This is a genomic window from Streptomyces sp. NPDC040610 (assembly GCF_055594065.1).
In genome coordinates this window covers 1,063,283-1,079,655 of sequence record NZ_JBVIXA010000002.1, presented here as the reverse complement: position 1 = coordinate 1,079,655, position 16,373 = coordinate 1,063,283, and the positions used below count along the sequence as shown (strand labels likewise).

Genomic DNA, 16,373 nt, shown 5'->3' with positions numbered 1-16,373 from the left:
ACCCGGAAATCGGGGAAGGGGCGCCGAACCAGGAACCGGTGGCAGTCCTGACGGCCGGAGTCCCGACGGCGGGGGTCCCGACGGCCGGAGTTCTGACCGGCCCGCGGCCCCGACCGCGGCTTCTGGCACAGTGCGCCCATGACCGAGCACACGATCGATCCCCAGACCGAACGGACCGACCCGTACGAGGCCTTCCGCGCCCTGCACCGCACCGGCGACCCGCTGCTCCTGCCCAACGCCTGGGACCACGCCTCCGCCGCCGCGCTCGTCCGCGCCGGTTTCCCCGCCATCGGCACGACGAGCCTCGGCGTCGCCGCGGCCGCGGGCAAGCCGGACGCCACCGGTGCCGCGCGCACGGACACGCTGCGCCTCGCCCACGGCATCGCCCGCCTGCCCGCGCTCATCACCGTCGACATCGAGGGCGGCTTCAGCGAGCGGCCCGACGACGTCGCCCTGCTCGTCCGCGAACTCGCCGCCGCGGGCGTGGTCGGCGTGAACCTCGAAGACGGAAGGCCGGACGGGACGCTCACCGCCGTCGGCCCGCAGTGCGAGCTGATCCGCGCCGTGAAGGAGGCCGTGCCCGCGCTGTTCCTGAACGCGCGCACGGACGCGTACTGGCTGAACGCCGGAGGTGAGAAGGAGGCCCGCGAGCGCGCCGCCGCCTACCAACTGGCCGGTGCGGACGGCGTGTTCGTGCCCGGCGTCCAGGACGAGGCCGCCATCGCGGGACTCGTCGACGCCCTCGACGTACCGCTGAACATCCTCTACGCGCCGGGCGGCCTCACGCCCCGGCGCCTGGCCGCCCTCGGCGTGCGCCGCGTCAGCAGTGGGTCGCTGCTGTTCCGGGCGGCGGTGGGGCACGCGGTCGAGGTGGCGCGGGCGTTCACGCGAGGCACTGTGGGACCCGAGGGGCTGCCGACGTACGCTGAGGCGCAGGAGCTCTCCGCGGCTTTCGGGGACGATGAGGCCGAAGTCCCTTAAGGGGCGGGGGGTTCAGGGGAGCGGTCACGGGGACGGGGGGCAGGTATGGCCCGACGCGGCACGTCGTGGCGTACGCGGACGGCGGCGGGATCCGCGCCGGGGAAGTCGCTGTGGGCCGACTCCAACTACCGTCTGTTCCTGGCCCTGCAGGGCCTCTCCGCGCTCGGTGACTCCTTCTCGCACGTGGCGATCCCGCTGCTCGTCCTGCACGAGACCGGCTCCCTCGCGCAGATGGGTCTCGTCACCGGGCTGACCGGCGTCGCCTCGATCGTCACGGGCCTGTTCGCCGGGGTCGTCGCCGACCGCGTGGACCGGCGCCGCCTGATCGTGGTCACCGACGTCGCACGGTGTCTGCTCTACGGACTCATCCCCCTGGTGTGGCTGTTCGCAACGCCGGTCTGGCTGGTGTACGCCGTCGTGCCCGTCGCCGGTGCCTTCGCGATGCTCTTCCAGGTGACGTACGTGACCGTGGTGCCCGGCATCGTCGCGCCCGGGCAGATACTGAAGGCCAACAGCCATCTGTACGGCACGTACGCCGTCGCGGGCGCGGGCGGGCCGATGCTCGCGGGCCTGGTCGCGGCCGCGTTCGGGCCCGCGGCCGCCATCGGCATCGACGCGGTGACCTTCGCGGTGTCGGCCGTGGGCATCCTCTTCGTGCGGATCCGCGCGGCCGCCCCGCCTCCGGAGCGGGAGGCCGAGGGCGCCCAGGACGTCCCCGGACCTTCGGGCGAGCCCGCCCGGGTGGAAGCCGAACGCGGTGGCGTACGCGAGGAGTTCCTCGCCGGAGCCCGGTTCCTGTGGCAGCACCCCGTCCTGCGGCCCCTGACCGTCCTGCTCACGCTGCTCATCTTCCTCACCTACGGCGTGACCGACGTCCTCATCTACCGCGTGAAGGACGACCTCGGGCACGGCGACGGCACCGTCGGCTATGTCCTGACCGCCGGGACGCTCGGCACGCTCGCCGCGACGTTCGTGGTCGCCCGGCTGCGCGGACGGCTCGGCTTCGGCGTCAGCTGGATCGGCGCGCACGCGCTCGGCGGGGTCGCCGTGGCCTGCCTCGGCCTGTCGGGCAGCGTGCCGGTGGTGGCGTTCATCGCGGCAGGCATGCTCTTCTGCACCGGCGTCGGCGGGATCAACTCCATGTCGTTGCGCCAGGAGGTGACGCCGAGTCATCTCCTGGGCCGGGTCACCTCGGCGTTCTGGACGATCCACAACGCCCTCGGCCCGGTCGGCGCGGCCGTCGTGACCATGGCCGCCGGGGCGTGGGGCGTGCGGCCGGTGTGTCTGGTCGTCGGCCTGTGCGTGGTGGTCATCGCGCTCGCCGGTTCGCTGACGGGGATCGGGCGGACCCGGGCCGGACGGGTGGAGGGCGACGGGGCCGCTCGCTGAGCTGCCGCCTTCCGCCCCGGCCAACCCGTCGGCCCCGGCCAGCCCGCCCGGTCCGCCCAACCTGCCAGGCCGCCCAACCCGTCGGCCCGCCCAACCCGTCAGGCCGTCGGGCCCGTCCGGCCCGCGTCCGCCCCCCCCGCGATGCCGCCTCTGACCGTTCGCTGCCCCAGCGGCACCCGGCCCCCGCTCAGCGCGGCGGACCCGAGCCCACCCCGGGCCCCGGTGCGGCGGGCTCTCCCGCACCGCCCTCCGTACCGCTGCCGCCGCCCGCACCACCACCGCCGGAAGTCCCGCCTCCGCTGTCGCCGTTCCGCTTCTCGTCGCCGTGCCCCGGCCACCACGCGGCGTGCCCGATCAGGGCCGTCAGCGCGGGTGTGAACACCATCGCCATGACGAACGCGGCGATCACGATGCCGAAGGAGAGCGAGAAGCCCATCTGGGACAGCGTGGAGTTGCCCGCGAGCATCAGCGTCGCGAACGTACCCGCGAGGATCACGCCCGCCGAGCCGATCGTCGGCCCCGAGTGGCGCACCGCCGTGCCCGCCGCGTCGTGCGGGTCGCGGCCCTCGCGGGCCTCCTCGCGCAGCCGCGAGACCATCAGGATGTTGTAGTCCGTGCCGAGCGCGACCACGAACAAGTACATGATCACGGGCAGCATGAACATCAGGCCCGGCTGGCTGCCGATTCTCTGGAACAGGATCGAGGTCGCGCCGAGCGTCGCGCCGAAGCCGAGCGCGACCGACAGCATCAGGTACCAGGGCGCCACCAGGCTGCGCAGGAGCAGGCCCAGGATCACCATGATGGCGATGGCGGCCACCGGGAAGACGACCGAGTAGTCACGGTCCACGGCCTTGTTGATGTCGACGTACACGGCCGTCGTGCCGCCCACGAGGGCCTCCGTGCCCGCGGGCGCGTCGTCGTGGGCCGCGGGCCGCAGCCGGTCCTTCACCGTCGCGAGCGCCTTCTCGGAGGCGGGCGGATCGGAGAGGACGACCGAGTACGCGGCCGTCGTACCGTCCTTGCTGACGCGCGGCGCAGCCACCTCGCCGACGCCCTTCACCGACTGCAACTGCTCGCGGAACGCGGCGGGTTGACCCTCCGCCAGCGGCCCGTCGCCCTTCGACGTCAGATACACGAAGGTCGGGTCGGTGCTGCCGGCGGGGAAGCCCTTCTCCAGGTTGCCCTGCCAGACGATGGACTCCTTGTCCTTGGGCAGCGAGGAGCCCGCGAGGTCGAAGTTCGCCTTGTAGCCGAGCGCGCCGAGCGCCAGGGCGGCCATGAAGAGCCCCGAGACGACCGTCCACACGGCGGGCTTGCGGGCGATCGACGTCCCGAGCTTGGCGAAGCCCGTGCCGTGCGGCTCGCGCTGCCAGGACTTCGACGGCCAGAACACCTTCGTACCGAGCAGCGACACCACGGCGGGCACGAGCGTGAGGCCCGCGAGCAGCGTCAGGAACACGGCGATCGCGAGGGCCGGGCCCATCGAGCGGAGCATGCCGAGCGAGGACAGCGTCAGCGCGGCGAACGCGACGATCACGGCGCCCGCCGCCGAGGTGATGGCCTCGCCGACCCGTTCCACGGCGTGCACCATGGCGCCCTTGGGATCCTCGCCCGCGCGCAGCGCCTCCCGGTAGCGGAAGAGCAGGAACAGGATGTAGTCCGTGCCGACGCCGAACAGGACGACGGTGAGGAGTTCCTGGATGGAGGAGTCGGCCTTCATGTCGAAGGCCTTGTTGGCCGAGGCGATCAGGCCCGTCGCCATCGGCGAGATCAGGCCGATGAGGACGACGGGCAGCAGCGCGATGATGGGGCTGCGGAAGATCACCAGCAGCAGCACGATGATGATCACGATCGTGCCGACGCCGACGAGGATCCCGGCCCGCTCGGAGGCGTCGCTCTCGTCCAGGGCCTGCGCGGCGGAGCCGGTGATGCCGGCCTTGAGGTCGGTGCCCTTCAGCTCCGGCTTGAGGTCCTTGCGGAGCTGCTCGACGGCGTCCTGCTGGGAGGTGTCCTCCGGGTCGGTGACCTTCGGCATGGCGACGATCGCCGTCTGCACGAGCTTGTTCGGCGAGACCTCGCCGGGGTCGATGGCCTGGACTTCCTTGACCTTCTTCGCGGCCAGGCCCTTGGCGACGCGGTCGACGTCGGCGGAGTCGGTGGCGGTGATCTTCGCGCCGTCGGAGCGCTGGAAGACGATGATCGCGCCGATGTTCTGCTGCTGTGGGAAGTCGCGTTCCTGCAGGTCCGAAGCGCGGATGGATTCGTAGTGGTCGGGCAGGAAGCTCGCCTCGTCCGAACTGGAGGTGAGCTTCGGTGCCAGTGAGATCACGGCTCCCGCGGCGATCACCCACGCGAGGATGATCCACCACGGGCGGCGGACCACGAATCGGCCCAGGCCAGAGAACATCGGCAGCTGCCTCTCCTCGGCCCCCGAGGCACGTCACATCCTGCCCAGGATCTTCCGGGGAGCCCGACTCCGCCACTTGGGGGGCGGGGGAGGCGCCGTGCGGTGCGCCCGACGGCCCTGCCCGCCCGCGTGAGACGCCCTCCACGCGCGCGAAGGCCCCGCCGCCCGCGTACGGGGGCGGCGGGGCCTTCGCCCACGCACGGACAGCGGGGCGGAACCCGTCGGACGGACGGCGGGGCGGAACCCGTCAGAAGTTGATCATGTGTCCGGCCAGGCCGTGCACGGCCTCCTTGACGGCCTCGCCCAGCGTCGGGTGGGCGTGGACGTTGCGGGCCACCTCGTGCACCGTGAGGTCCCACTGCTGGGCCAGGGTCAGCTCGGGGAGCAGCTCGGTGACGTCGGGGCCGATCAGGTGGGCGCCGATGATCTCGCCGTGCGTCCCATCGCTGATGATCTTGACGAAGCCGACGGTGTCGCCGAGGCCGTGCGCCTTGCCGTTCGCCTGGAACGGGAACTTGGCGACCTGGACGTCGAAGCCCTTCTCCCGGGCCTGCGCCTCCGTCCAGCCGAAGCTCGCGATCTGCGGCTGCGAGTAGGTGGCGCGCGGGATCATCGGGTAGTCGAGCTCCATGGTCTCGGCGTCCGCGAGGGTCTCGGCGGCGATGACGCCCATGGACTCGGCGGTGTGCGCGAGCATCAGCTTCGCGGTCACGTCACCGATGGCGTAGATGTGCGGCACGGACGTGCGGCAGCGGCCGTCGACGTCGATGGCGCCGCGCTCGGTGACCGTCACGCCCGTGGCCTCCAGGCCGTAGCCGGTGACGTTCGGGGCGAAGCCGATGGCCTGCAGGACCTTGTCGGCCTCCAGGACCTGCTGCTTGCCGTCCTTGGCGGTGACGGTGACGCGGACCTGCTCGCCCGACTCGTCGATGCTCTCCACCCGCGTCGACGTCAGTACGTCGATGCCGAGCTTGCGGTACTGCTTGGCCAGCTCCTTGGAGACGTCCGCGTCCTCGAGGGGCGCCATCCGGTCCAGGAACTCGACGATCGTGACCTTCACGCCGTAGTTGTGCAGGACGTAGGCGAACTCGATGCCGATCGCGCCCGCGCCCGCGATCACGACGGAGCGCGGCAGCTCGTCGGCGAGGATCTGCTCCTCGTACGTCACCACGCGCTCGCTGCGGCGGGTGCCGGGCAGCAGCTTCGGGGTGGCGCCGGTGGCGATGATGCAGTTGTCGAAGCCGATCGTGGTGGTCGTGCCGTCGGACTTCGCGACCTGGAGGGTGTTCGCGTCGAGGAAGGTGCCGCGGCCGTCGAACTCCGTGATCTTGTTCTTCTTCATCAGGAAGTGGACGCCCTTGACGCGGCCGTCCGCGACCGTGCGGCTGCGCCGGAACGCCTCGCCGTAGTCGAAGGAGACCTCGCCGTCGACCTTGATGCCGTACGTCTTCGCCTCGTGCGTGAACAGATGCGCCAGCTCGGCGTTGCGCAGCAGCGCCTTCGTCGGGATGCAGCCGACGTTGAGGCAGACCCCGCCCCAGTACTTCTCCTCGACGACCGCTACCCGCTTGCCCAGCTGGGCGGCGCGGATGGCGGCGACATATCCGCCGGGTCCTGCTCCGAGCACGACGACGTCGAAGCGGTCATCCATGGGGTGGTCCTCTCTGCGTTGCACAGTTGCCTGGTACGGATGGGTCGATCATCCGTCATCCGGGCATCGCGATGTCGGCCGGGTCAGCCTTGCGCGGGAGCGCCGCCCGTACAACTCACCGGCGTCCTCGGATCTTCCACGCAGGTCGGCGGGGTTTTCCCGGTACGAGGGGGAGGTCCGCCCGCTCCCGTCAACACCTGTTGACGTAAGGGGAACCGCCACCCACAATGGCCGACATGATCCAGCACCTGACCACCGGCCTCGGGCGTTTCAACGTCCCGTGGCGGCGCGGGTGCGAGCGATCGGGCTGTTGACGCGACCACCGCGACCCCGCGGCGCCGCGCCCCTGTGACCGTACGTCTCGTGTACGCGTCGGGCCGTGCGCCGAAGCCCCGTTCGCCCGGCCTGTGTCCGGCCCGGTCCAGGCCTTCGCCCGACGCGAGGATCATCACCATGACGGCCCTGCCCACGTCCCCCTTCACACTCCACGACGCCCCGAACCCGCCCCACGCCGCCCCCGGCGCGCTCCGTGAGGCCCGCGTCCCCGCCGACGGCATGTACGAGGGCCGCCGCACCCTGCGCCGCCTCCCCGACGGCTGGTCGGAGCGGCCCTACGAGCACGTCGACGTCGTGCCCCGGGGCCGCGTCATCGGCGCCGAGATCCGGGGCGCCGACCTCACCGGGACGCTCGCCCCGGCGGTCCGCGCCGAACTGCACCGCGCGCTCCTGGAGTGGAAGGTGCTGTTCTTCCGGGGCGCGCACCTGACCTCCGAGCAGCAGCGCGCCTTCGCCCGGGGCTGGGGCGAGCTGGAGACCAACCCGCTGCTCGCGCGCGGCGCAGCGGAGGACATCGTGCGCTTCGAGAAGGGCGGCACCGCGGCGCCCACCTTCGAGAACGTGTGGCACGCCGACGTCACCTTCCGCGAACGGCCCGCGCTCGGCGCGGTGTTGCAGCTCCGCGAGGTCCCGCCCGTGGGCGGCGACACCATGTGGGCGGACATGGCCGTCGCGTACGACAACCTCCCGGACGACGTCAAGGCGCGCGTCGACGGGGCGCGGGCCGTCCATGACTTCATCCCGGGCTTCTCGCGGTTCTACGGCCCCGAGCAACTGGCCCCGTTCCAGGACGCGTTCCCGCCCGTCACGCATCCCGTGGTGCGCACGCACCCGGAGACCGGGCGCCGGACCCTGTTCGTCAACACGTCCTTCACCACGCACATCGTCGGCATGGACCGCGCCGAGAGCGACCGCCTCCTCGGCCACCTGGTCCGCCAGGCCCATGTGCCGGAGTACCAGGTGCGTTGGCAGTGGCAGCCGGGCGACATCGCGTTCTGGGACAACCGCGCGACGCAGCACTACGCCGTCGACGACTACGCGCCGCACCGGCGGGTGGCGGAGCGCGTCGCGATCGCGGGGGACCGGCCCTACTGAGGACGGGCGGGGCGCGCCTTGGGACGCGGGCGGGCCGGGTGGGCCCGCCTCAACGGTCGAACACGAGCAGCCACTTGACCTCGCCGTCGTGCCACTCCTCGGTGGGCGCGAGCCCGGCGGCGCGGGCCACGGCCGCCGACGCGCCGTGGTCGGGGTGGATGTGCGCGAGGACGCACGCCACCTCCGGCAGGCCGCGCAGCCAGGCCACGAGGGCCCGCGCCGCCTCGGACGCGATGCCCTGGCCCTGCCACGGCGTGCCCACCACCCAGGCGATCTCGGCCGCGAGCCCGTCGGCGCCCGCGGTGGGCCCCACGGTCGCCTGCACGGTGCCCGCGGGACGGTCGTCGGCGGTCACCCTGATCACCCAGTTGCACCAGGAGACACGCGGGTCGGGCGACCCGGCGACCATGCGCGCGTAGCGGGCCCGCAGCGTCGCCAGGTCGTCCGGGGCGCCCCCGATGAACGTGTGCAGCGCCGGGTCGGCGAGCACGGGGGCCAGCTCCTCGGCGTGCGCGACGCGCAGGGGCTCCAGGGCCAGGCGCGCGGTGGCGAAGGGCTCGGCCTCGACGGTGTGCCCCGCCCGGCTCACGCGTCGCTCCCCGGGTCCAGTGCGGGCCCGCGTGCCGCCCGTCGCGGGCGCCCCACTGTCCTCGTGCCGCTCATCCGTGGTCCCCCGTTGTCGTACTCATCGGTGTCTCATCCGTGCGTCAGGCCTCCTCGGCGACCGGCTCCAGGACCACGACGGGCAGGACGCGCTCCGTCTGCTCCTGATACTCGGCGTACCGGGGGAAGGTCTCCACCGCGCGCGCCCACCACGCGGCGCGCTCCTCGCCCTCGGCCACGTGCGCCTCGTACTCCTTGACCACGGGGCCGTCCTGGAGCCGGACGCGCGGGTGCGCGAGCACGTTGTGGTACCAGGCCGGGTGCTTGGGCGCGCCGCCCACGGAGCCGACGGCAATGTAACGCGTGCCGTCGCTGACACGGATCACCGGGGTCTTGCGGATCTTGCCGGACCTGGCGCCCCTGGTGGTGAGGACGACGGTCGGGTAGCCGCGCATCTCCAGGCCCTCGGTGCCGCCGCTGCCCTCGTAGCGGGCGACGTGCTCGGCCACCCAGTCCCAGGCGTTGGGCTCGTACTCGCCGTCCAGGGTGTCGTGTGCGGTGCTCATGTGCGGGCTCCTCGAGTCGGGGGAGTTGAGCGAGGGGGCGGACACGGCCGGGGTGCCGCCCTGGTGCTCGTCAACCGCTGTCGGCCGCGAACCCTTCCCGGGACCGGCTCAGGTCGTCGGGGCTGGCTCAGGCGGCGCTCGTCTCGTATACGTCGAGCCGTCCGCACATACCGAACCGACCGCGCTCGGCGGGCTGTTCGGCGCGCAGCACGGCCTCCGCGAGGTGGCTCGTGTCGCCCTTCGTCAGCGCGTCGAGCTGTGTGCCGGTGGCGGCGGCCGCCGCTGCGGCGCCCGTGCGCCAGCGCTCGCGCCACGCCGTGGTCAGGGGCGCGACGAGCGCCGCGGCGGCCCGGTGGAAGGCGGCGAGGGGCTCGGGGTCGCCCGCCTCCGTGGCGGAGCGCAGCGCGGTGAACCCCTCGACGGCGAGGTCGCGGCGGCGCCGGGCCGCACGCTCCACGGCCGCGTCGCCCGCCGCGTCCCGGCCGTGGGCCGCGCGGGGCGGCAGGGCCGTGGCGGCGCGGTACGTCGCGGGGTCGGTGAGCAGGTGCGGCGGCAGCGTGAGGACGGCGTCGCCCGCCTCGGGCAGGCCGCTGTTCTGCATCAGGACGTGCAGAGTCAGGTCGCCCTCGTTGACGAGCCGGTGGACCGTCCCGGGCGTGAACCACAGCAGGGCGCCCGGTGCCAGCGGGGTCTGCCGGAAACCGGCGGGGGTCAGGGTCTGCACGGCGCCCCGGCCGCTGACGACCGCGTAGCCCTCGGTGCAGGTGAGGTGGAGGTGAGGGGTGCCGCCGCGCAGGCCGTCGGCGGCCGGCCAGTTGTACACGCGCAGCCGTGACACGCCGATGCCGCCCGGCAGGCCCTCGTATACGGCGGGGGCGCGGCGGACGGGGGGCACGGGCGCCGGGACGGGCGCGGGGCGCGGGGGCGTCTCGGGTGTGTGCACGGCGGGGCCTCCTCGGGCCGGACGGGATCCGGTTCCCGGACAGGATCGGGCAGGTTCCGCCGGAACGACCCGTGCGGGAGGCCGCGGGTTCCGGCGGAACCTGCCCGCCGGGCACCCTCGGTGCGCGGGTGGGAAAAATTGTGCGGCCCCCGATGCTCGGGACATCGGGGGCCGCGTACCTCGGCTTCCTCCCCCCACGAAAGGTTGCCGAGGGGTCTGGGGGTGGACGGATGATCCGTCAGAAGTTGAGCAGGGCGCCGTTCGTGAGGGCCGCCCTCATGGCGCACGGGTTGCCGAAGGTGGTCGTCCATGCCACGTGCTTGCCCTGCCAGACGCCCGCCGCGGAGACCACGACCGGGTTCCACTCCTTGGTGCACTTGACCTGCGAAGCCTGGTCGACGAGCTTGTCGAACTGTGCCTCGACGGCGAAGAGTTCGGCGCACGCGGCGCGCGGCGCCGGGTGGGTGCCGGTGGCCTTCGGCGCGCAGCTGAGGGTGACCGCGCGCTGCACCGTGGCCGTGGCGGCGTCGTCGCCCTGGCCGACGGTGAGCACGAGGTCCGACGGCGCGAACAGGCCCGTCGGTGCCGGGGTCGCAGCGCCGGCCGCGCTCGTCGAGACCGCCGTGACGGTCAGGACGCCTGCGGCCACGGCGACGGCCGCGCTCACGGTCTTCAGGAGGTGACGCACTTTGACGCTCCTTCAATGCGGGTAGGAAGTACGAGGGTTGTGTTTCTTGTGGGTGAAGCCAGGTGTTACGTGGAGATTGCGTGTGCCGTTCTTGGTTGCGTTGGGGAGTCTTGCAAGTGCGCTGAGTGAGCGGCAAGCGGATGGTCGATTTCCGGATGGACGCGTCTGTTGACCGAGGGCCGAATGACCGTTCGGGCAGCTCAGGGCGGCCAGTCGTGGTGTGCGGCGGTCGTCCAGAATGTGGACTCCGCCAGGTGGTATAACCAAGAACAACACGCTGACCTGGGAAAATGAGCGGTTGGTCGTTTTTCTCGGCGCGGCGTTCGACCGGAAACCGGTGCTTGACCGCGGGGGTGCGGAGGAGTTAAGGGGTCGCTGTGGCTGGTGGGTTCAGTGCGGCGGGAGTGGCGTCCCGGGTCGCTCGGGCGCCCCGCCGACGAGGCGTCGGGCCTGTTCAGGGGCCATGTGCCCGCCCTCGTCGAACGCGGTGGCGTACGCCGCCTCGCCCAGCCGCGCCACGGCGGCGGCCGCCACCCGGTCCACGTCGCCGCGCTCGCCCGCCGGGAGCGGGGCGCCCACGGAGGCGCGGGCGGCGGCAGCGGCGCCGAGCAGGGTCGCGGCCGCGCGGTGCTCCCCGGCCGCGGCCGCCGCCCCCGCGAGGCCCTCCAGGGCCAGGGCGAGCGCCCGCGCGTCCCCGAGGCCGGCGGCGACGTCGAAGCCCTCGGCGTGCAGCGCGTGCGCCTGTGCCGCGTCGCCCCGCAGCTCCGCCACAAAGCCCAGCTCGGCGAGCGCGAGCGTGACGCCCGGCCCGTAGTCGGCCCCGCGGAACCAGGCGAGGAGGTCGCGCAGGTGCCCCTCCGCGCCCGCCAGGTCGCCCTCCCTGCGTGCCCCGAGGCCGAGGCCGATCCGCGCGTCCAGTTCGCCGGAGCGGAAGCTGTGGTCGCGCGCGAGCCGCAGGGCGCGCCCGTGCGCGGCTCGGGCCTCGTCGAAGTCGCCCGTCAGCAGCGCGATCCGGCCAAGTCCAGACAGCCGCTTGGACGCCTCCGTCCAGAGCCCGAGGCGCTCGGCGATGGCCAGTCCCTCGCGGTGCAGCCGGGCCGCCTCGGCGTAGTCGCCCGCGATCTCGCTGAGCGTGGCCAGCGGGAAGACGGTCTGCAACTGCCCCCAGTCGTCGCCGAGTTCACGGAAGAGGCGGGCGCTGCGCTCGCTGTCACGGCGTACGGCGGCGAGGTCGCCGTGCGCGAGGGCGTGCCGGGCCCGCACACTCAGCGCGGCGGCGGTGCCCCAGGTGTCACCGAGGTCGGAGAACGCGTCGAGCGCCTCGTTCACCAGTCGCTCCCCGGTCCGCACGGCGCCCGCGCCCAACTGCGCGGAGCCGAGGATCCACAGGGCGGTGGCGTGGCCTGAGGGGTCGTCAAGGTCTTTGTAGGCGGCGAGGGTTGCTTGGAGGAGGTGGGTGGGTTCGTTGGGGGAGGTCATGCCGGTGGCGGTGGCGGTGGCGTCCGTGTCTGTGCCCGTATCTGCGCCCGCGTCGGCGGCCGGTCCCGCGTCCGTGCCCGTGCAGACGTCCGCGTACGCGTCCACGCCCGCGTCGTCGCCTTCCCGCAGGGAGATGCCGGTGCGCCAGGCGAGGGCGAGGGCCCGGGCGGCCGCGGTGGACCCGGCGGCCGCAGCGGGCTCGGGGCCGCGCGCGGCGTCCGGCACCAGCGCGAGGGCCGCGTCCAGCGACCTCCGTGCCTCGGCGATCCGCCCCCGCAGCACCCAGTACCAGGCCAACGCGTTCACCATGGCCAACGCGCGCTCCACCGCGCCGCGTTCGACCGCCGTGTCCAGGGCGCGGCGCAGATTGGCGCTTTCCTCGTCGAGGCGATCCAGCCACCGGCGCTGTTCGGGGCCGTGCAGCGAGCGGCCCGCCGTGACGGCGAGTCCGGCGTAGTGGACGCTGTGCCGCTCGCGCACGTCGGCGGACTCGCCCGCCTCCCGCAGCTGTTCGACGCCGTACTCCCGGACGGACTCAAGGACGCAGTACCGGGGTCCGTCCCGCCGGTCGGAGGCGACCACCAGCGAGCGGTCCACTAGGCGGGCGAGCAGATCGAGCACATCGGCGCCGTCCACGGTCCCGCCCGCGCCCACGGCCCGGGCGGCGTCGAGCGTGCAGCCGTCGTGCACGGCGAGGCGGCGCAGCACCGTGCGCTCCGGCTCCGAAAGCAGCGACCAGCTCCAGTCGATGACCGCGCGGAGCGTACGCTGCCGGGCGGGCGCCCCGCGAAAGCCGCGGCCGAGCAGGGCGAACCGGTCGTCGATGCGGGACAGCAGCCCGTGCACGCCCATCGTGCGCACCCGCGCGGCCGCGAGTTCCAGTGCCAGGGGAAGCCCGTCGAGCCGCACGCACAACTCGGCGACGGCCTCCGCGTCGTCCGCGCCGAGGTCGGCCCCGGGGCCGAGCCCGGCCCGCTGCCGGAACAGCTCCATGGCGCCCGCGAGTTCGAGCGGCGGCACCGCCCGGACCCGCTCACCGCTCACGTCGAGGGGCTCCTGGCTGGTGGCGAGGACGGTGAGCCCGGGCACCTCGCGCAGCAGGCCGTCGGCCAACTCGGCCACGGCGTCCACCACATGCTCGCAGTTGTCTAGCACGAGCAGCAGCCGCCGCCCGCGCAGCGCCCCCGTGAGCCGCGCGACCGCCGCCGTCGGCGCGCCCGGCTCCTCGTGCAGCCCGATCACCCGGGCCACCGCCTCGGCCACGCGGTCGGCCCCTGCCTCCGGCCCCGCACCCGCCCCGGCCTCCAGACCCGCGAGCTCGACCAGCCACACCCCGTCCGGGAACCCGTCCGCGACCCCGCGCGCCGCCGCACAGGCCAGCCGCGTCTTGCCGACGCCGCCGGGCCCGGTCAACGTCACCAGTCGGGTGGCGGTGAGGAGTTGACGTATCCCGGCCACGTCGTCGTCGCGGCCGATGAGCGGGGCGATGGGGGCGGGGAGGTTGGTGCGGGGGGTCGCGGTGGGTGCGGTGGCCGCGGTGGGCGCGGCGGATCCGGGGGTGGGTGAGGTCGTGGGCGAGGGGGCGGAGGGGAGGTTCGTGGTGGGTGTGGGCGTGGGTGTGGGTGTGGGCGTGGGCGTGGAGTGGTGATCCGTCGTGGGTGGGGGCCCGGAGGGGAGATCCGTGGCGGGCGAGGGCCCATAGGGAAGGTCCGTGATGGCCGGGGGCTCCGGTGCCGACGTCGCGGTGGTCGCGGGCGACGGCACGGCCGGTGGCATGGTCGCCGCAGTCGGAAGCGCGGTTGTCGCCGCCTGATTCACCAGAGGTCCGGCCCCGGCACCTGTCGCCGCCTGGTTCACCAGAGGTCCGGCCCCGGCACCTGTCGCCGCCTGGTTCACCAGCGGTCCGGCCCCGGCACCTGTCACCGCCTGGTTCACCAGCGGTCCGGCCCCGGCACCTGTCACCGCCTGGTTCACCAGCGGTCCGGCCCCGGCACCCGTTGCCGCCTGGTTCACCAGCGGACCGACTCCCGCACCCGTCACTGCATGGGCCACCGGTGAACCGGCCCCCTCGCCCCTCAGAGCACCCCCCGCCGCACCCCTCACCACACCCGCCACCGCGTCCAGCACCGGGTCCTGCCGCAATATCGCCCCGTGCAGCGCCGCCAGTTCGGCCCCGGGCGCCAGGCCGAGTTCCTCGTCCAGACGCCGTCGCAGCTCCTCGTACGCGGCCAGGGCCTCCGACTGTCGGCCCGCGCGGTACAAGGCCCGCATCTGCGCGGAGCGCAGCCGCTCGCGCAGCGGGTGCCGCACGACCAGGTCGGCCAGATCCGCGGCGAGCGGCCCGTGCTCGCCGGAGTCCAGGCGGGCCTCGGCCTGGTCCTCCCACGCGGTGAGCCGGTCCTCCTCCAGGCGGCCGATCGCGCCCCGCGCGAACGCGTCGTGGGTGAAGTCGGCGAACGCCTCGCCCCGCCACAGCCCCAGCGCCTCGTCCAGGAACCGGACCCGCTCGCTGGACACGTCCGCGGCCCTGGTCCGTTCGAGCAGCCCGGCGAACCGGCCCGCGTCGACCGCCTCCGCCGCCACCCGCAGCGTGTAACCGGCGGGCCCCGCGCCGACCAGGGCCCTGCCGCCCGGCTCGGCCCGCTCCAGGGCGCGGCGCAGCTGCGACACCTTGCCCTGGAGGGCGTTCGACGGGTGGTCGGGCAGTTCCTCGCCCCACAGCGCGTCGATCAGCCGGTCCGCCGACACCGGGTGCCCCGGGTGCACCAGCAAGTGGGCGAGAAGCGCACGGACCTTGGCGCCGGGGACGGCGACCTCCGCACCGTCCGTCGTCCACACGGCCAGCGGACCGAGCACCCCGAATCGCATGTCGACGACGATAACCCGGCAGGTGAGCGCCCTGTCGCCCGCACCGACAGGACGGCGGGAGCGCGGCGACAGCGAACCGGCAGCCAAGCGGCAGTGAACGGACAGCGCCCGCCCGCAAGGTGATGACCACAGGCCGGGCGCACCGCCCCGGCCGCGGTCCCACGGAGGCACAGCATGAGCGACAACGGCATCACCACCGGCGAGAACGCCGCCACCCCCGAGCCCACCACCGTCACCGTCATCGGGCTCGGCAACCTCGGGCAGGTCCTCGCCCGCACCTTCCTCGACCAGGGCCACAAGGTCACCGTCTGGAACCGCTCGCAGGACAAGGCGGACGAACTGGTCGCCAGGGGCGCCACCTTGGCGGCCACCCCGGCCGACGCCGTCGCCGCGAGCGACCTGGTCGTCGTCTGCGTACTCGACTACACGACCGTCCGCGCCCTGCTCACGCCGACCGCGGCCGCCCTCGCGGGCCGCGTGGTCGTCAACCTCACCTCCGGGACCCCCGACCCGGCCCGCGAGCTCGGCGCCTGGGTCACCGGGCACGGCGCCGCGTACGTGGACGGCGCGGTGTACGCGATCCCGCAGACCGTCGGCACTCCGGAGGCGTTCGTCCTGTACAGCGGCGACGACGAGGCCTTCGCGCGATACCGGCCGCTCCTGGAGACGCTGGGCTCGGCGGTGTTCGTCGGCACCGACCCGGGGCTCGCGCCGGTGCACGACGTGGCGCTGCTCAGCGGCATGTACGGGATGTTCGCCGGGTTCTTCCAGACGGTGGCCGTCGCCGGGGCCGCCGGGATCGAGGCGGGGAAGGTCACCGAGCTGCTCGTCCGCTGGCTCAAGGAGGCCATCGCCGCGCTGCCCGGCTTCGCCGCCGAGATCGACGCCGGGGACTACCGGACCGAGACGTCCAACCTGGACATCAACGCCGTGGGCCTCGCCCACATCCTCACCGCGACCAAGGACCTGGGCGTCGGCGTCGACCTGCTCGCCCCGCTGCACACCCTGTTCCAGCGGCAGCTGTCCGAGGGCCACGGCGCCGAGAGCATGTCCCGCACGATCAAATCGCTCCGCTAGTACCCGCCGGGCCCGCCGGGCCGGTGCGCCACCGCACCGGCCCCGCCGCCCCCACCCGGTCGGCCCCCGGATGTCAAGGCCGTGTCAACGTCCTGGTGAGAGCTGCCAAGGATGTGTCAAGGGGCGTATCCGCCGGTCCGGCGAGCGGCTTCGGTGGGGAAGTCACCCAGCACGCCAAGGAGTTGAGGACCGTGAGCGCTGAGAATGTGGTGGGGCTCGTCATCGCCGTCAGCCTGGTCGGATATCTCGTCCTCGCGCGGCTCTTCCCGGAGAGGTTCTGACACCGGCGC

At 73.6% G+C, this 16,373-nt stretch carries 12 protein-coding genes; 5 read left to right on the top strand and 7 right to left on the bottom strand.

The annotated features are described in order from the left end of the window. Window positions 1–138 precede the first annotated feature (138 nt). Both ACZ6AA_RS11025 and ACZ6AA_RS11020 read left to right on the top strand, forming a co-directional pair. Window positions 139–981 (top strand): isocitrate lyase/PEP mutase family protein, encoded by an 843-nt coding sequence (locus ACZ6AA_RS11025; protein WP_471457476.1) that lies wholly within the window; start codon window positions 139–141, stop codon window positions 979–981. 45 nt (window positions 982–1,026) lie between these two features. Beyond that, window positions 1,027–2,370, top strand: a complete 1,344-nt coding sequence (locus ACZ6AA_RS11020) for an MFS transporter (RefSeq protein WP_468459337.1) — start codon at window positions 1,027–1,029, stop codon at window positions 2,368–2,370. A gap of 187 nt (window positions 2,371–2,557) precedes the next feature. Here ACZ6AA_RS11020 and ACZ6AA_RS11015 read toward each other — a convergent pair whose 3' ends face one another. Both ACZ6AA_RS11015 and lpdA read right to left on the bottom strand, forming a co-directional pair. Further along, window positions 2,558–4,777, bottom strand: coding sequence for an MMPL family transporter (locus tag ACZ6AA_RS11015; protein ID WP_471457474.1), 2,220 nt, complete (start codon window positions 4,775–4,777; stop codon window positions 2,558–2,560). Between the two features lie 247 nt (window positions 4,778–5,024). Next, window positions 5,025–6,428 carry a dihydrolipoyl dehydrogenase gene (gene lpdA / locus ACZ6AA_RS11010; RefSeq protein ID WP_468459333.1) on the bottom strand — a complete coding sequence of 468 codons (1,404 nt, stop codon included), beginning with the start codon at window positions 6,426–6,428 and terminating at the stop codon, window positions 5,025–5,027. 555 nt (window positions 6,429–6,983) lie between these two features. On the opposite strand from lpdA, the gene ACZ6AA_RS11005 reads away from it, so the two are divergent. After that, window positions 6,984–7,859 (top strand): TauD/TfdA dioxygenase family protein, encoded by an 876-nt coding sequence (locus tag ACZ6AA_RS11005; RefSeq protein WP_468482331.1) that lies wholly within the window; start codon window positions 6,984–6,986, stop codon window positions 7,857–7,859. Between the two features lie 49 nt (window positions 7,860–7,908). Here the strand turns inward: ACZ6AA_RS11005 and ACZ6AA_RS11000 are convergent, their stop codons facing one another. The 5 genes from ACZ6AA_RS11000 to ACZ6AA_RS10980 form a co-directional block, all read right to left on the bottom strand. Continuing rightward, complete coding sequence (locus ACZ6AA_RS11000) at window positions 7,909–8,448, bottom strand: GNAT family N-acetyltransferase (protein ID WP_471457473.1); 540 nt, start codon at window positions 8,446–8,448, stop codon at window positions 7,909–7,911. A gap of 118 nt (window positions 8,449–8,566) precedes the next feature. Next, window positions 8,567–9,028, bottom strand: coding sequence for a nitroreductase family deazaflavin-dependent oxidoreductase (locus ACZ6AA_RS10995; RefSeq protein WP_468459329.1), 462 nt, complete (start codon window positions 9,026–9,028; stop codon window positions 8,567–8,569). Window positions 9,029–9,155: 127 nt separating this feature from the next. Continuing rightward, window positions 9,156–9,923, bottom strand: a complete 768-nt coding sequence (locus tag ACZ6AA_RS10990; RefSeq protein ID WP_471457868.1) for a cupin domain-containing protein — start codon at window positions 9,921–9,923, stop codon at window positions 9,156–9,158. A 286-nt stretch (window positions 9,924–10,209) separates the two neighbouring features. Beyond that, on the bottom strand, window positions 10,210–10,659 hold the full coding sequence (locus ACZ6AA_RS10985; protein WP_468459327.1) for a subtilase-type protease inhibitor: 450 nt from the start codon (window positions 10,657–10,659) through the stop codon (window positions 10,210–10,212). A 390-nt stretch (window positions 10,660–11,049) separates the two neighbouring features. Further along, a complete protein-coding gene (locus ACZ6AA_RS10980) occupies window positions 11,050–15,006 on the bottom strand; it encodes an AfsR/SARP family transcriptional regulator (RefSeq protein ID WP_471457470.1) in 3,957 nt (1,318 codons plus the stop codon). 174 nt (window positions 15,007–15,180) lie between these two features. Between ACZ6AA_RS10980 and ACZ6AA_RS10975 the strand changes: the two genes are divergently transcribed. Next, complete coding sequence (locus tag ACZ6AA_RS10975; RefSeq protein ID WP_471457468.1) at window positions 15,181–16,083, top strand: NAD(P)-dependent oxidoreductase; 903 nt, start codon at window positions 15,181–15,183, stop codon at window positions 16,081–16,083. Between the two features lie 191 nt (window positions 16,084–16,274). Beyond that, complete coding sequence (gene kdpF / locus ACZ6AA_RS10970; RefSeq protein ID WP_033263837.1) at window positions 16,275–16,364, top strand: K(+)-transporting ATPase subunit F; 90 nt, start codon at window positions 16,275–16,277, stop codon at window positions 16,362–16,364. Window positions 16,365–16,373: the final 9 nt, after the last annotated feature.

Excerpts from the sequence above, each read along its gene's own strand:
- ACZ6AA_RS11025 (WP_471457476.1), top strand. The coding sequence starts at position 139 with ATGACCGAGCACACGATCGATCCCCAGACCGAACGGACCGACCCGTAC.
- ACZ6AA_RS10975 (WP_471457468.1), top strand. The coding sequence starts at position 15,181 with ATGAGCGACAACGGCATCACCACCGGCGAGAACGCCGCCACCCCCGAG.
- ACZ6AA_RS11005 (WP_468482331.1), top strand. The coding sequence starts at position 6,984 with ATGTACGAGGGCCGCCGCACCCTGCGCCGCCTCCCCGACGGCTGGTCG.
- ACZ6AA_RS11015 (WP_471457474.1), bottom strand. The coding sequence starts at position 4,777 with ATGTTCTCTGGCCTGGGCCGATTCGTGGTCCGCCGCCCGTGGTGGATC.
- lpdA (WP_468459333.1), bottom strand. The coding sequence starts at position 6,428 with ATGGATGACCGCTTCGACGTCGTCGTGCTCGGAGCAGGACCCGGCGGA.
- ACZ6AA_RS10980 (WP_471457470.1), bottom strand. The coding sequence starts at position 15,006 with ATGCGATTCGGGGTGCTCGGTCCGCTGGCCGTGTGGACGACGGACGGT.
- ACZ6AA_RS10995 (WP_468459329.1), bottom strand. The coding sequence starts at position 9,028 with ATGAGCACCGCACACGACACCCTGGACGGCGAGTACGAGCCCAACGCC.
- ACZ6AA_RS11020 (WP_468459337.1), top strand. The coding sequence starts at position 1,027 with ATGGCCCGACGCGGCACGTCGTGGCGTACGCGGACGGCGGCGGGATCC.